At 42.7% G+C, this 15,761-nt stretch carries 16 protein-coding genes; 2 read left to right on the top strand and 14 right to left on the bottom strand.

Annotated features, from left to right (window positions below):
* Window positions 1-311: 311 nt before the first annotated feature.
* Window positions 312-2,519, bottom strand: coding sequence for an EAL domain-containing protein (locus tag L4C37_RS02790; RefSeq protein ID WP_429767798.1), 2,208 nt, complete (start codon window positions 2,517-2,519; stop codon window positions 312-314).
* A 319-nt stretch (window positions 2,520-2,838) separates the two neighbouring features.
* On the opposite strand from L4C37_RS02790, the gene L4C37_RS02785 reads away from it, so the two are divergent.
* Window positions 2,839-3,504, top strand: coding sequence for a glutathione S-transferase family protein (locus tag L4C37_RS02785; RefSeq protein ID WP_137371849.1), 666 nt, complete (start codon window positions 2,839-2,841; stop codon window positions 3,502-3,504).
* A 120-nt stretch (window positions 3,505-3,624) separates the two neighbouring features.
* On the opposite strand, the gene L4C37_RS02780 is transcribed toward L4C37_RS02785, so the two are convergent.
* Both L4C37_RS02780 and L4C37_RS02775 read right to left on the bottom strand, forming a co-directional pair.
* Window positions 3,625-4,098 carry a PaaI family thioesterase gene (locus L4C37_RS02780; RefSeq protein ID WP_429767797.1) on the bottom strand — a complete coding sequence of 158 codons (474 nt, stop codon included), beginning with the start codon at window positions 4,096-4,098 and terminating at the stop codon, window positions 3,625-3,627.
* Window positions 4,099-4,150: 52 nt separating this feature from the next.
* The gene (locus tag L4C37_RS02775; RefSeq protein ID WP_429767796.1) at window positions 4,151-4,990 is read right to left on the bottom strand and encodes a LysR family transcriptional regulator; all 840 of its coding nucleotides are present in this window, start codon (window positions 4,988-4,990) and stop codon (window positions 4,151-4,153) included.
* A 128-nt stretch (window positions 4,991-5,118) separates the two neighbouring features.
* On the opposite strand from L4C37_RS02775, the gene L4C37_RS02770 reads away from it, so the two are divergent.
* Window positions 5,119-5,766 (top strand): glutathione S-transferase, encoded by a 648-nt coding sequence (locus tag L4C37_RS02770; RefSeq protein WP_429767795.1) that lies wholly within the window; start codon window positions 5,119-5,121, stop codon window positions 5,764-5,766.
* A 180-nt stretch (window positions 5,767-5,946) separates the two neighbouring features.
* On the opposite strand, the gene L4C37_RS02765 is transcribed toward L4C37_RS02770, so the two are convergent.
* The 11 genes from L4C37_RS02765 to L4C37_RS02715 form a co-directional block, all read right to left on the bottom strand.
* Window positions 5,947-6,285 (bottom strand): thiamine-phosphate diphosphorylase, encoded by a 339-nt coding sequence (locus L4C37_RS02765; protein ID WP_137372258.1) that lies wholly within the window; start codon window positions 6,283-6,285, stop codon window positions 5,947-5,949.
* A 489-nt stretch (window positions 6,286-6,774) separates the two neighbouring features.
* On the bottom strand, window positions 6,775-7,029 hold the full coding sequence (locus L4C37_RS02760; RefSeq protein ID WP_137371845.1) for an HP1242/YdcH family protein: 255 nt from the start codon (window positions 7,027-7,029) through the stop codon (window positions 6,775-6,777).
* 97 nt (window positions 7,030-7,126) lie between these two features.
* Window positions 7,127-7,891 carry a 2-keto-4-pentenoate hydratase gene (locus L4C37_RS02755; protein WP_429767794.1) on the bottom strand — a complete coding sequence of 255 codons (765 nt, stop codon included), beginning with the start codon at window positions 7,889-7,891 and terminating at the stop codon, window positions 7,127-7,129.
* A 115-nt stretch (window positions 7,892-8,006) separates the two neighbouring features.
* Window positions 8,007-8,402, bottom strand: a complete 396-nt coding sequence (locus L4C37_RS02750) for a DUF2391 family protein (protein ID WP_137371843.1) — start codon at window positions 8,400-8,402, stop codon at window positions 8,007-8,009.
* Window positions 8,403-8,488: 86 nt separating this feature from the next.
* A complete protein-coding gene (locus L4C37_RS02745) occupies window positions 8,489-9,661 on the bottom strand; it encodes a multidrug effflux MFS transporter (RefSeq protein ID WP_273294255.1) in 1,173 nt (390 codons plus the stop codon).
* Complete coding sequence (gene soxR / locus L4C37_RS02740) at window positions 9,661-10,125, bottom strand: redox-sensitive transcriptional activator SoxR (protein WP_429767793.1); 465 nt, start codon at window positions 10,123-10,125, stop codon at window positions 9,661-9,663. The genes L4C37_RS02745 and soxR overlap by 1 nt, the downstream gene beginning before the upstream one ends.
* A gap of 227 nt (window positions 10,126-10,352) precedes the next feature.
* On the bottom strand, window positions 10,353-11,780 hold the full coding sequence (locus L4C37_RS02735) for an NAD-dependent succinate-semialdehyde dehydrogenase (protein WP_429767792.1): 1,428 nt from the start codon (window positions 11,778-11,780) through the stop codon (window positions 10,353-10,355).
* Window positions 11,781-12,011: 231 nt separating this feature from the next.
* Entirely contained in the window at window positions 12,012-12,776 is a 765-nt protein-coding gene (gene fecE, locus L4C37_RS02730) for a Fe(3+) dicitrate ABC transporter ATP-binding protein FecE (RefSeq protein WP_273294048.1), read from the bottom strand.
* Window positions 12,777-12,778: 2 nt separating this feature from the next.
* Window positions 12,779-13,750 carry a FecCD family ABC transporter permease gene (locus tag L4C37_RS02725; RefSeq protein ID WP_429767791.1) on the bottom strand — a complete coding sequence of 324 codons (972 nt, stop codon included), beginning with the start codon at window positions 13,748-13,750 and terminating at the stop codon, window positions 12,779-12,781.
* Complete coding sequence (locus L4C37_RS02720) at window positions 13,747-14,748, bottom strand: FecCD family ABC transporter permease (RefSeq protein WP_429767886.1); 1,002 nt, start codon at window positions 14,746-14,748, stop codon at window positions 13,747-13,749. Before L4C37_RS02720 ends, L4C37_RS02725 begins: the two co-directional genes overlap by 4 nt.
* Window positions 14,749-14,780: 32 nt before the next feature.
* Entirely contained in the window at window positions 14,781-15,722 is a 942-nt protein-coding gene (locus L4C37_RS02715; RefSeq protein ID WP_429767790.1) for a Fe(3+) dicitrate ABC transporter substrate-binding protein, read from the bottom strand.
* Window positions 15,723-15,761 lie beyond the last annotated feature (39 nt).

Raw genomic sequence — 15,761 nt, 5'->3', positions numbered from 1 at the left:
GGAAAATGACTCACCAGACCTAACACCTTCTAAACTAGCCATTAAGTATGCTGAAGCTATTTTTGGCTAGTTTGTTCAAAAAAATTAATTTCTGCGCTGAGCTGTATCAACTTAGCTTTATCGACTGAGATTTATAGGCTGAATTCTCAGGGCTAGGAGCGACTGTAAAAGCAAAACACATGCGAAAGCCTGTACCTAAAGCTTATGCCAATTTAAGCCAGTTTGCGAACCTCAAGCCAATGAGCAAACTTCCCGTCAATGTGCAAACTTCCAGCCATCGTGCATTAGCCTTTAGAAGCATATTAATCTGGTCAATGACCACAATGTTTCTGCAGTTCGTCAATAAGCGGCCTAGGTTTCGCGATCCCAAAACCTTGGGCGTACACCACTTCTAAGGTTGTCAGCAATTCAGCGTGAGACTCAGTTTCAACAAACTCAGCGACCGTCAATAACCCCATATTTTGGGCAATATGGCTGATGTTTTTTACGATGGCTCGGTCGGTTTCATCCGTATTAATGTTTTTAACGAATGAGCCATCTATTTTAAGAATATCAACGGGGATACGGCGTAAATAGTCAAACGAAGCATAGCCAGTACCAAAGTCATCAAGCGCAATAGTGCAGCCAAAAGACTGCAGGCGAGTAAGGTTGTCGATAACCAAACATTCGTTGGTCAAAGGCATGCTTTCGGTTATCTCAAAACAAATCTTATTTAACGGAATATCAAATTCTTTTGCACAATCTAAAATGTAATGATCAAAATCGAGCTGCATTAATGCCTGCGCTGTCAGGTTGATGCCACATCGATCAATGCTTTCCCATTGGTTCACATGCTTCGAAAGCTGTTTAAAGGTATTTCTGATTACCCACTTATCGAGCTCTACTTCTAAACCAAACTCATTAATCAAAGGAAAAAAATCCGCAGGCGCTAACACATCACCGCTTTGCTTTGGCAAACGTAGCAAGACTTCAAATGAGAGTTCTGAACTTTCAGGGTTTTGTAAGTTTCGATATGGTTGGCAATACAGCTCAAACTCATCTTCATCAAACGCAGCTTGAATCTGACTTAATTTACGAATAGAAGGATCAGCCCCACTGGATAGAATGACTTGCGAAATAGGGCTTTGCGAGTGGATATCAATGGTTCGTGAACAAAGCTGTGACACCACTTGTTCGAATTCTAAATCGGTATCAAGGAACACATAACGCACTTGAGGTTCAAGGATTTTTATCGAGCGGTTATTCCAATCAAAAGAAAACTCTCCTAGCTGATTATGCAGCTGTTCAAGCTCATTATCTAAGCCTGAATTTTTGGGTAAAAGGTAGAGTAATGATGTAGTAAATGGAGCAACATAACCTTGGTGACATAAGCGATTGTTCTCTTGTAGGAACTCACTGAGTTGCTTGAGTAACTCACTTTTTTCAGCCAACCCTAACGCTTTTACGCGCCTTGATACTTGAGAAAGATCGATAACAGCAAGCACAGGGACCTCAGGGAAGGCTTTAGCATCTACTTTAAGTTGTGCAAGCGTATACAAGCGCGTATATGGGTCCCTACGCTCAGACTCGATTGCCGCTTTATTCGTGAGGTAGTTTTTGATGGCTTGCGTGATCATCAAGAAAATAGTCACACACAGTGAGAACAGCACCACAATCAAACCATAGAAAACACTACTATCAATTAACTGCTGTTCGTAGGCACTGACCGCTCTAGCAACATTAAACAGCACAATTATCGCGGTAAAAATTGCAGGTAGAATAAAGCCAAATTGCCCTAACCCTAATCCAACAATCGGCATAATTAATACGGAAAGTGCACTAGAGGTAACATGATTTTTAGCTCCAAACGCAGTTAATAGCACTAAGCCTATCGCTCCCAACCAGTACCAATGAAGCTTTGAACGATTAGATTGTTCATACATAGCGCGGTTGAGCGAAAGCAAATTTTTCCCTCCCTCAACCGAAGCAAACGCCAACATAAAATACAGTAAGGGAGTTAAGACTAACTGCGTCATCGAGCCGCTTAAAATAGCGTAACCGTAATAATTTAAGTCCGTCATTAGCGGGTAATCATACATGTATGCAATCAACGTCATTACTAGAGTATTGATAATCGGATAAAGCACGATCATCAAACCTGTGTAGGCAATTGCAACAAGAGTGAGGTTTTTATCAGATAGCCGTTTTTGGACATAAAGAAACAGTTCTGAAAACAGCATCATGACTATTGGCAATGCAAACGAGAAAGTTAAGGCAACCGCGAGCCCGCGCTGTGAAATGAACAAATAGTGTAAAGCGAGCCCTGAAATTATGCCAAGCAAGGCTTGTTTTCGGTAACGAAGAAGAAGGGCGGAAACTAAACCAGCAGTCAACGAAATAACATGCACTCTATCGGCTTCAAGCGTAAACCAAAAGGAAAGTTGGAAGCTCAGCAAGAGTAAAAAAGCGGTGGCAACACTTGATAGAGTAAAATTTAATGTCGAACGGCCAGTAAACAGCGAGGGGTACGAATTATTCATTATAAAATCTCAAGCATTACAAATAATAGTATGGCATTCGCATATTCTAATGCTAATACGCTTCTTTTACAGCCATTATGGTCGACTTTTCTTCAACCTTTCAGATTACCTCGTTCGGTTATCTGATTGACTTAAGACTCCGCGCACTCTGGAGCAATAACTATCAAAAATCAACCAGCCCATAAGCCTATGAAATCAAACAAACTAAACCAATAATAAAAATTAATCTGACATTTATTGTTATTAATTTCGTCTTTTCTTGTTGGTCACCGTCTTAAGGGTGCAACTACAAAATAATGAATAATTTCGGAGAAAAACCATGGTTAAATTGATTAGCTTTAAGAATTGCCCCTTTGTACAACGTGTTATGGGTGCGCTTGTTATGAAAAATGTTCCGTTTGAAATCGAATACATCGAACTGAATAACAAGCCTCAATGGTTCTTAGATATTTCACCAAATGGTCAAGTGCCAGTATTAGTCACAGAAAATGACACGGTGCTGTTTGAGTCTGATGCGATTGTTGAATACTTGGATGATAAATACGCACCGATCGAGGAAGTATCCGCAGAGCAAAAAGCATTAGATCGAGCATGGTCTTATCAAGCAAGTAAGCACTACATGCCTCAATGTGGCACCATGGCCAGTAAAGACAAAGAGACCTTTGAAACTCGTCTTACTAACCTTGCTAAAGCCTTCGCAAAAGCGGAAGGAAAACTCGGTGATACGCCATTCTTCAAAGGTGACTATGTGTCTAACGTAGATATTGCATGGCTACCACTACTTCACCGAGCATCGGTTATCAAAAATCACTCAGGCTACGACATGCTAGATGGTTTCCCTAAAGTCCAGAAATGGCAAGCGGCATTAATTGAATCGGGTCTAACGGCTAAGACAGTTCCAGCTGATTTTGTTGAGAAGTTTAGTGGTTTTTACCTAACCAATACTTACTTAGCAAGCTTAAAAGACAATAAAGAAGTAGCGTAACCAAGGCTCTCGGCTCTAGTAGAGATAAACTGCCGAAAAGGCTTAATCCATTCACTTACCGTTACTCGATCCCCCTGAATCGCGAGTTCTTACGACCTCGCGATTTTTCTATGCTCATCACTAATTCCCCAGCCATTCATTCGGCACTCTGACCGCCACCACATTCGCTGTGGCGCATACAACCCCTTTTGATAATAACTGGCAATCTATTGTGATTTTATTCTCTTTGGTTTCTTGAATCGTTGCCTGCAATTCTACTTCACAATCTATCGCGACAGGCTTTAAAAACGAGACATCTAATTTCCCCGTGGCAAACCAAATGGTTTCACCTTCACCAATTGAACGCCCTGCCAATTGGTAGCCTTTCGCAATGGCTGTACAGACACAGTGACAATCGATAATTGTGGAAATTATACCGCCGTTAAGAAAGTGGAGGGGTCCTGCTGAGTGGTGGGAAGATGGCATAAAAACACAAGAAGAGGCATCTTCCGCTGTCCAATAACTTTTGATTTGCAGCCCATCAGGGTTTTCTGCACCGCACCCGTAACAATGGTTATTTGGAATTTGGTCTTGAAACATCATTGGCTTAGTCATACTCCCCTCCCTTTTTACAAAGTATATAAGAGTATGAAAAAAGTGCAGGTTTCTATGCTTTACACGATGTCAGTTCCACTAGCTGATCAAGGACATCTTTATCTAATATTGGATGAGGCTTCACGCCCAAAACCAAAACAATATCCACAGAGGGTAATACTGGCATATTATCTAAGACTTTCAGATTCGAAGTCGTGCTCAATTTACCCAGCACACCTATAGCTAGGCCTTCTTGAACAATTCCCCGCAATGCTGAGGCAGTATTACAACATGCGAGCAATTGGTAAGGGGTGCCTTGTTTGGTCAGCACATCAACTGCCGCACCGTGGTATTTGCAATCTGTCTGAAACAACGCAAGCGGTAAAGGTTGTGATTCATCAACCTCATAATCGGGATGACTTATCCATACACCTACGTCATTGGTTAGCCAGTACCCTTCCTCAGTGCCAGGAGCACGAGTCAGAATTGCCGCGTCTAATTTTCCTTCATCTAACCATTCCCGCAGTGTAATGCTGGGTTGGCTGAATATTTGGATAGAACACGTTGGTTCTGACTGTTTTAAAATACGGATGACTTTTGGAAGAATGGCATCGTTGTAATCTTCAGGGCAACCCAGTCGAAGTGGTTGTTTATTTTCGTAACGCTTCACTTGTTTCAAAGCTTTGTTATGTAAAGCCACCAGTTGTTCAGCATGAGAACGTAATGCTAGCCCAGCTTCACTTAGCACTAAATTTCGCCCTTCTTTCTCAAACAGGGTGACACCAAGCTCTTCTTCCAACTTGCGCATTTGCGCACTGAACGCCGATTGGGTGCGGTTAATCTGCTTGGCTGCTCGAGTAAAGCTGCTGGTTTCAACAAACGCTAGAAAGCTTCTCAACGCATCAATATCCATATCTTTCGCTATCCATCGTTTCTATAAATGTATGACATCAAAATTATCCGTTAGTCCCGGATAACACAATCCCTTAATCTGAAAACACACAAGGCAAAACTCACACTCGCGACACACAAGGAAGAATCATGCAGCTTTTTATTGGTAATCAAAACTACTCCACTTGGTCATTACGCGCTTGGCTTATCTTTGCCCAATATAAGATTGAAGCCGACATTACTAAGCTTCAACTGTTTAGTGATGATTTTTACAACACATTGCAAACAGTGACACCTACGGCAAAAGTACCCACATTGGTCGATGGTGATATCCATGTGTGGGACTCTCTCGCCATTTTGGAATACGTGAATGAAACCTATCTAAATGGGCAAGCGTGGCCAGCTATCGCAAAAGACAAAGCTCACGCACGAGCCATTGCCGCTGAAATGCATTCTGGATTTTTTGACTTAAGAAATGAACTGCCAATGAATTGCCGCGCCAAGCGCAAGCTGGATCTAAGTAAGGGAGCATTAAGAGATTTAGCTCGTATTGATGAGCTTTGGTCGCAACAGGTGGAGCTGTACCCAGACGGATGGTTATTTGGCGAGTGGTCGATTGCAGACGCTATGTATGCGCCAGTTGCATTAAGAGTAGAAACTTACGGTATTAAGCTATCTGAAAAAGCGACTGTCTATCAAAAAAAGGTACTGAATAGCTCTGCGGTAAAGCAGTGGTTAGCCGAAGCAAGCCTAGAAACCGACATCGTAAAAGAAGACGAGGCTGGTTCTCCGGCTTAACCGCTCTAAGGTCACGTTAGGTAAAATCAGTTAAATCAAGCAGAGCCCAGCAAGGCAATGAATAAAACACCGCTCCAATTTCGAAGCGGTGTTTTATTTCTGGGGGTCGGTATAAATCGCTTTAGGTAAGTACAAATATTTTTAGGTAAGTACAAATCTATTTAGGTAAAACAAACCGTTCTAAATGCACAATACAATCGAGCCGCAAAGCATTAATAAGATGGTCGCATACCAAAATGCTTGCACTTTCTTATCAGCCACGTTCACTCGAATATAGTTAACCTCTTCATTTGCCATGGTGACAAACTCAGAATAATCGATTGATAACTCTCTGTTCGAATCTTTTAAATTTTGTTGAAGCTTACTAAAAACAGTATCAATAAAACCGCCAGCTCCCCCTTCTGTGCCCGCAGAAAGGGCTAGATTATCCCATACCACCATCCGAGATTCGTATTCACTCTCACTTACTCGGTTCATTGCACGTAAGTCATACTCACGTTTAGTACGTTCATAACCCATTTTTTTCAGGCTAAGGTTTTGTAAACCATTCACAGCTGGTACTCCAAAAATTTCATATAGATATAAAAGAGCATTTAAAGGCTCATAAACTGTGGCAAAACAGATCTTTAAAAGGGTTATCTAATGACAATTTTTTCAGGATAAATATATCTCAGAACTTGAGAGGACGAATTAAGTCGTACACCTGAAGCTCTTGGTTTAGGGCAGGCATAGTAGTTAGGTCGTTAATTCATCGCAACTAGGGGATTTTGTCTACACGATAAATAGTTTTACGCGAGTTTACTGTTAGCAAAAAATAAAGTGCAGAAGAGCCAATTTTGATTAACAGCAAACTAAAGCTGGTTATGCGAAAAAGAGAAGGCTGAGAAAGAAAGAGAATAGAGAGAAGAAATAATTTGAAGATAAGTACCGTAAAGCGAACGTTTACGATACTTATACCAACCACCTAAATCATGATGATCCGAGAAGTACGGGAATATCTGTCAGTGATTAATTCACCGCAGCGTGATGCCTTACCAGTTGTGTATGCAGTTTGTCTTTAAGCTCCATGCGTTCAACTTTAAGATTGTGCATATTATCGTCATCAATCGGGCTACCAGAAATTTCTAATTGGCGAATGTCATAATCAAGCTCATGATATTTTTGGAGAGCGGCTTTGAATACTGCATCATCATGATTTAGCTGGACAATATCGAGTTTAAGCTCTGGAAAATCTAAAATAAAAGCATGGTTTTCATTTAGCATCGGCATTTCCTTTTATAGTCTGATTGTTCGTTAGTATAGAAGTAAATCTCAACCAGAAATGCGGCTTAAAACGCAAAATTGCCAGCTTATTATGACTCTACTGTTTTTCAGTAAAAGTCACTTCATATTGACCCAACCCACTGTAGGTAACTTGGGTAAGTTGATTAAACTCAACAGCAACAACACCGCAGTAAGAACCTGTAATCAACGCTTCACCTGCTTGAAAATTAACGCCTCTGCGAGTCATGTAATTCACTAACCAGTAGATAGGACTGACTGAGTTATCATTTGGGTGAACACCAGCAAAAGACTGCGTGTTATCCCCCTGAGTAACTTCAATCGCGATAGAGGCTGCCGAGAACGCTTTATCACGCTCAATTTCAGGACCAATAAACAAACCTTGATTCGCTAGCCCATCAGCTAATAAATCTGGAAATTCTGCCCCGCTGTCTGCTGCATAGCGTGCTTGAATGAGTTCCAAAGCCATATGACAAGAGCCAATAGCATCATTGATTTGTGCCTCAGTGTAGCCTTCACTATTTGCAGGCAACCCTTTCGATAACACAAACGCAATTTCTGGCTCAATGCGTGCTACGCCTTTGTCTGCATAAAGCTCACAATGCTCGCCCTGCTGCATGTCATTGGCGAAGATAGGTCCCACAACCAACTTACCTCCCGCTAATGGTTGCAAGCATTTCCAACCCGCCACACTGTCATCATGCAGTTCCATCATTGCCGATTGAATGCACAGCGCGTCTTCAACATTACTCGGGCGGAGGTCTGCGCTTAAACATGGCGCTTTCTTTCCAGCGACTCGACGGCTTAATAGCTCTTGAGCGGCTTGCTTGTATACATTACTCATATTGGAACTTCTTTATTTGTGTTATTAAATTATATTTATGGTATATCAATTTCATTGTACAAAGTAGAAAATCATACTTGTTCTTTGACAGCCTGATTAAGGGTTCAAATAAACGTTATTCTTTATCAAAACTATCCACAATAATCGCGCCCATTGAAGCAGGCATGGTGATCACAATGACACGCTTAAACGAAACGATAGGATCGTCAATCAAAGGCAACTTATCAATACAGAACAGCACTAACGCAACGACAAAAGCCGCCATTAAATAAGCAATGACGATTCGAGAAACGAACACCCACTTCCTATTACTGATTTGTCTCTGAAAGACACTTTCATAGGTATATAACCCAAGGAACACAACAGACAGAGTAAACAGCAGCATTAAATTTGTGGCTGGTAAGGTTTCCCCCAATCGCCACGCTTCTTCAGAAAAAGAGATAGGTACAGCTAAAGCAAATGCGCCAACGAATATCTGGCTTGCATCTTCAATATTAAAGCTCCATTTCATTTTAGCCTCCGCTTTATCCGGTTTAGTTTCTAGCCCGTTTTAGTTTCTAGACAGCTTCAGTTTACTCAGCACATCATCTTAATAAACTATGCTTCGCTGTTAAATCCGCGGAAAATGTTCATCAACGTAATCATGGTAAATACAATAATCACGAAGGATAAGTGCCACGCTTCACCTAAACCTAACTTCACCAATCCCATACTGACTAGCGATGACACCACCATTTGCCCGCCGCCCGACATCGCAGCCGCTGCGCCTGCATTTTTCTTATAAGGCTGCATGACTAATGCTTGTGCACAAGGCAAGGCAATACCGTTACCCAAAATCATTAGCAGTTGACCAAGCATCAAATACAAAGGTTCAACGGGGCATAAAAAGAACCACAGAGCCGCTGATACATGCAAAACTGGCGTGCATAGCAGCATTTTCTTGCTACCTAAAATAGGGCGAAATCGATTACAAATACTGGTGCCGCCCAGCATACCCAACGCAGGAATCACCGCCCACATTGCATATTCATCTGAAGTCATTCCAATTTGATTTTGCATAATAAAAGGCATCACGGAAACCGTGGTGATCATTAAGCTAAAATTCAGCCAGCCAATACTCGCAAAACTCATAAAGTAACGTGAGGTCAACAGATCTTTGTATTGCAGCACCATATTCTTGACCGATGGAATACTTGAACGCTCAGTCACCGTTTCTTTAAAACGAAACGCAATCACCACCCACGCTAATGAGACATAACCAAACAAAGAGATGAACACCATACTCCAACCGAAGTGGAAGTTGATGAAACCGCCAAGCACAGGTGCAATTAAAGGAGTAATTGAGGCAGCCATAGCAATATAAGACATCGCAACAGGCAGTTCTGCACCACTGAAACGATCACGCGTTGATGCCCTAGCAAGTACGGCGCAACACCCTGTCCCTAACCCTTGTAGGAAACGCCCCATCACAATTCCAGTAAAGGAATCACTCAAAAAGATGATCATCAACAAACCGAGCAAAGCAATAAACAGCCCTGTCAGTAGCACTTTCTTACGCCCTAATGCGTCTGAAATAGGCCCGTAAATAAACTGAGAAGGTCCAAAGCCCAATAGATAAATACTGACAAGCAGTTGAGCTTCTTCAAGCGAGATAGAAAAGTCTTTCGCTATCCAAGGCAGTGACGGAAATACCAAACCCATGCTCAGTTGGCCAACACTGATAATTAAGCAGGCTAAAAGAATGGTTCTAAATTGAAATGGGCGGCTCATTACTTAGTGCCTTCGTCTTCAAATTCATCGACTAACCGCTGCGCACCATTTCCATTTTCATGCAGAATGTCTTCAGGGTTGAGTAAATGACATTTTTTCATGCTTAAGCAACCGCAACCTATACAGCCCGTTAAGTTATCACTCAAAGACTGGATTTGTTTCATTTTGGTATCGAGATCTTTTTGCCACTTCTTCGCGACCTTTTCCCAGTCTCGCTTAGTCGGTGTTTTGTTCATCGGTAAACTAGCAAGCTCAACCGTGATTTCTTCAAGCGTGAAACCGACAGATTGTGCGACTTGAATAAGAGCAATTCTACGCAGCATAGAGGTGTTATATCGACGTTGATTACCGTTGGTCCTTATCGACGAAATAAGATTCTTAGTTTCGTAAAAACGCAGAGCCGATGCCGCAACCCCACTTCTTTCTGAAAGTTGCCCTACGGTTAGGTAGTTATTATTTATCATGATGTTAAACCTAAAATACAACGATGAGGCGAATATAAAAAAGACATTAACTTGAAGTTAACTTTAATTATACACTATACGCCAACGGGCAAGTTTTGTTCGAATAATTAAACTGATCTCTTATATTTCCCTATTTATATTCACTCATAAAAGGACCTAACCGGTTTTGTATTCCCAATGATGCAGGATGACAAAATTGGGAATTATAAACATGAGTAAATAACGGATTAGTTACCGCCAAAACATAAATACTTCACATCCAAATATTCATCGATGCCTTGTTTAGCACCTTCTCGCCCAATACCCGACTGCTTGATTCCACCAAAAGGGGCAACTTCTGTTGAAATGATCCCTTCATTAATCCCCACCATGCCATATTCCAACGCTTCAGCAATTTTCCATACTCGATGAATATTCTGACTATAAAAATACGCCGCTAAGCCGTAAATAGTGTCGTTCGCCATATGGATTAACTCTTCATCACTGTCAAAGCGCATGATTGGCGCCACGGGACCGAAGATCTCTTGCTGGACGATATCCATATCATGAGACACATTTCGAAGTACCACTGGCTGCATGAATAATCCAGGAAGCGTTTTAAGTGGAGTGACAGGGATAGCACCTTGCTCAATAGCGCGGTCAATTTTAGATTGAATACTCGTCTTCGCTGATTCACTGATCACTGGACCTATATTCACATCGCTTTCCAAACCGTTCCCTACTTTTAGCTTTTGCACCTCAGCATCTAACTTAGTAACAAAAGTGTCGTACACATTGCTGTGAATATAAAAGCGGTTCGCGCAGACACAAGTTTGCCCAGCATTACGAAACTTAGATGCCAGTGCGCCTTTTACTGCGGCATCAATGTCTGCATCTTCAAATACAATAAACGGAGCATTGCCGCCGAGCTCCATAGATGTTCGCTTAATGTCATGCGCGCTTTGCTGCATCAACAGGCTTCCAACTTTAGTCGAACCAGTAAAGGACAGTTTTCGTATCAATGGGTGTGAGGTAAAAATATCTCCAACTTGAGGTGCAGTATTTCCTAGCACCACTTTTATCACGTCGCGCGGAATGCCCGCTTGATAGGCAAGTTCAACGACAGCAAACGCTGATAAGGGCGTCAGTTCTGAAGGCTTTACGATAAAGCTGCACCCAGCAGCAAGTGCAGGAGCCGCTTTGCGAGTGATCATCGCAATAGGGAAATTCCAAGGAGTAATCGCACATGCCACGCCAATTGGTTGTTTGATGGTAACAAAGCGTTTATCACCAGAATGAGCGGGAATGGTTTCGCCATATGTTCGCTTAGCTTCTTCTGCAAACCATTCAATGAAACTTGCCCCATAGAGCACTTCACCTTGCGCTTCATGTAATGGTTTACCTTGCTCTAAGGTCATTAAACGGCTTAAATCTTCTTGGTTCTCTAGCAGTAATTCAAACCAGCGCTGTAAAAACCCTGAACGAGTTTTCGCGGGTAGTGCTGCCCAGTGTTTTTGCGCCGTATGCGAACGCTCAATGTCAGCTAATATTTCAGCGTCACTTGAAACTGGAGCATAACCGATAATATCAGCAGTCGCGGGGTTGCTGACAGCAAGAGCACTGTCAGATTCTGTAACCATAAAAGACAGTAAGCTTTGGTTTTTTAACTGTTGCATACGAATACCTTTCGTTGTCTAACGTTCTTAGCATTAAGCAATTTTTCATACTTTAAACAAGCTTCATTCACTCATCATACTCGCTATAAACATCTCAATGACCGAAAAGTATCGAATTTTTATTTATACCACTACGTCTACCTTGCCTCTATATGTCTAGCTTGCCTCTATATGTCTAGCTTGCCTCTATATGTCTAGCTTGCCTCTATATGTCTAGCTTCGACCTATCCCCTACACCGCAACACACATTGGAGTGCCGGAAACAGGATCGCTGAAGACTTTGGCTTTTAGATCGAAAACATCATTAAGTAATGATTCGGTAAAGACTTCTTCGGGTGATCCCTGTGTGACTAAGGCTCCTTGCGCTAGAACGATCAAATGGTCACAGTAGCGGCAAGCTTGATTTAAATCGTGCAACACCACGACAACGGTTTTGCCATTGTCGTTCATTTGCCTCATTAAATTCATGAGCTCCACTTGATGAGACATATCCAAGTAAGTGGTCGGCTCATCCAGCATCACAATATCTGTATCTTGAGCCATCACCATTGCAATCCAAGCCCTTTGCCTTTGACCTCCAGATAGCGACTCAACCGGTTTATCTGCAAATTCCGCCACCCCTGTATCTAACATGGCTTGTTCAACGATCTTTTTATCTTCCTGATTCAGACGCCCCCAATGAGATAAATAAGGTGAGCGGCCGTACTCCACCAGCTTCCTAACAGTAATTCCTTCGGGGCTAACTAAAATTTGAGGCAATAGCGACAAAGAGCGAGCTAGAGATTTATCTTGATAACTGCTTATGGCTTTACCCTCAAACAGTACTTCCCCAGAAGACGGTTTATTTATACGCACCAAGGTTTTCAATAAGGTGGATTTGCCACAGCCATTAGGTCCTACAAGAGCCGTAATTTTCCCTTTAGGAATATTCAAAGACAAATCTTGAATGATGGTTTGTTTGCCGTACGCGACGGAAAGGTTCTGCGTTTGTAGCATGTTTACCAACCTCGATAACGATACAGTAGAAAGATGAAATACGGTGCGCCAATCACAGACGTTAATACACCTGCGGGTAGTTCAATTGGCGGCTGGATACCCCGAGCAAGGCCATCAGCGCAAACCACGAGTAAGGCACCGAGAATAGCGGCACTTGGGACTAAGAATTTATGATTATGACCAAACAACAAACGCGCTAAGTGTGGAGCAAGCAACCCAACAAAACTAATGGTACCCGCAACAGACACACTGACGCTGGCAAGCAAGACTGCTGCGATCAACGCCCATATTTGGATTTTTTTAGGAGCCACTCCAAGTGTTGTCGCACTTTCATCACCAAGCCCCATTACATCTAAACGCCACGCTAGCCAAAAAGCCAATGGCAGTAACAGAAGTAAAATGAACCAAATATAAGGGACTTGCTGCCAGTTTCGCCCCCACAAACTGCCCGTTAACCAGACCATTGCAGTGTTAATTTCAACCGGATTGACGATCAATAAAAAATCGATCCCACTCGCCAGAAAGGCACTGACCGCAATACCAATTAAAGCAAGTCGAGCCGCTGTGGGTTTTGACCAATAAGCCAGTACCGCAATCAAACCTGCTGCAAATAAACCACCAAACATAGCAACAAAAGGAAGAAGTGATACGGGGGCATTAGGGAACAACACTAAACATGCGGTCGCCGCGAGCCCTGCACCAGCACTTATTCCCATGAGATCGGGGGACGCTAGCGGGTTACGGATAACCCCTTGAACTAAAACGCCCGAGAGCCCTAACCCCGCGCCGACACCAATCGCCAGTACCATTCGGGGTAAGCGATATTGGTGAATAACAAAATCGGCATTCGAGAAGGCAAAGAGATGATCGATCACTTGTCCAGAAGGCATTTGAGCAGCACCAGCGAAAAGCGTCGCGAAAGAAGACACCATCAATAGTATCAATAAAGCCATCAACTTAGCGGTAAGGCTCATAAGGATCTCCTCACAGCAATAACAATGAAACAAGGCGTCCCAAGTAATGCAGTAATTACGCCGACGGGGGTTTCTGCCGGGAACGCAATCGATCGAGATAGCGCGTCAGACCACACGACCAATGCTGCTCCACTTAAAGCAGAAACGGGAATAAGCACGTGGTAATTATGACCGACTATTGGTCTCACTAAATGAGGGACAAGCAAACCGACAAAGCCAATAGGGCCGGCTATCGCCACGCAGCTTCCCGCGAGCAAAACTATCGCGACTCCGCTGACTAACCGAGTCATTGATACGTTACTGCCTAGCCCAACAGCCACTTCTTCACCTAACGATAATAGATTCAAGTTGCGCGCTAAACCCATGGCTAAAATCAGCCCTAATAATGCTGGCGGCCAAAGCAGCTGCCATTGAGAAGCATCGACACTTGAAAGCGATCCTGTTAGCCAATGCAATACGCTGTATGCCATGTCATCCGCTAAGATCACCGCAGCGCGAGTTAAACCAATAAGCAAAGCACTAACCGCAATTCCAGCTAAAACTAAACGTAGTGGGTGAAAGCGAGAAGAAAAAAAGCCGCCCAAAATCATGACTGTAATACCACTGAGCAGTGCACCTGTCACCGCATTTAAAACAGGGTTGATTTGGCTTAAAACTGGAACCCCGATAGAGGCAAGAGCCATAAAACATGCAGCACCAGCGTTGATACCAAAAATGGAGGGTGAAGCTAATGGATTACGAGTGAGCCCTTGCATTAACACACCCGCGACTGCCAGACATGCTCCAATCATTAAGCCGGCATGAGCGCGTGGCGCACGAAGCGTTGCTAAAATCTGCTGTATCATATTGGCTTCATCAAAGTGGAACCAATACTGAAATAGGCTGTTTAATGTTAATGAAAAATTCGACCAGCCCAGCATAGACGCGGCATAGCCAGAACAAGTAATGAACACCACCAAAACCGTAAAAGCGACGGTGCGCCAATGCGGCTTAACCATCGCTTTACCCTGTGTAAGAACAGACATATTCATTAGTGACCTAGTAAAGTCTCAAGCTCATGAGCAATTTCTTCAGCGGCAAGCATGCCACGATTTAAAGACCATAGTGCCGGAGACACTTCGACCACTTGCTCTTTTTTTGATGATTTTAGGATCTTGAATAAAGGGTTGTTTTTCCATTCATCCACAATATTGGGTTGTGAATAAGCACCAACCAACAGCCAATCAGGGTTTGTTTTTAATAAGAACTCAAAGCTTGTCGGTAGGTAGGCTTTACCTGAATGTAGATCTTCGGAAGGAGTTTTGTCTTCTTCCTGTTTAGCAAGAGGGCTTAAAATTCCAAGAGAACTTAACACCCCACCAGCGTAGGAAACAGGGCTATGAAGCCACATGCCTTTATCCGAAACGACTGCAAATTGAACCGTTTCTTTACTGACTAATCGGTTTTTGCTTTGAGCCATATGATGTTGATGCTGCTTTATACGCAGCGCCATTTTCACTTCTTTATCTAACGCAACGCCAATTTTTTGAGCCGATTCTAAGTTTTCTTCATATGTTTCACCTCGGCTTTTAAGCAATAAAGTCGGGGCAATGCGTTGTAGATCTTGATAAATAGTTCGGTGCCTTTCTGCATCTGCAATAATCAAATCAGGCTTCAATACCGCAATGGCTTCCAAGCTTGGCTGAGATCGCATACCAACGGATTGCCACTTACCAATTTTTGACCGAACAGAAGCAATCACCCGAGTTTCATCATTATCATCAGCCACTCCAATCGGCGACACTCCAACCGCAGCCAAAGCATCCACAAAAGAAAACTCAAGCACCACAATTCGTGTCGGTACTGATTCTATTTGAAACTGACCTTGTTCATCCTTTACCATGCGTATTTCTGCACTCGAAAAAGGAGACAGCAGCATCATTACAGCTCCGAAGATGGCATATACCCAGTTCCACTGTTTTTTATTATTCATCTTTTCACATTCCATAACCTGATAAATTAACAGGTTTAT

This window comes from Vibrio kagoshimensis, assembly GCF_050337535.1.
Lineage (GTDB): Bacteria > Pseudomonadota > Gammaproteobacteria > Enterobacterales > Vibrionaceae > Vibrio > Vibrio gallaecicus.
Note: the sequence above shows the minus strand (reverse complement) of the source record. Positions and strands in the feature narration are given on the sequence as shown.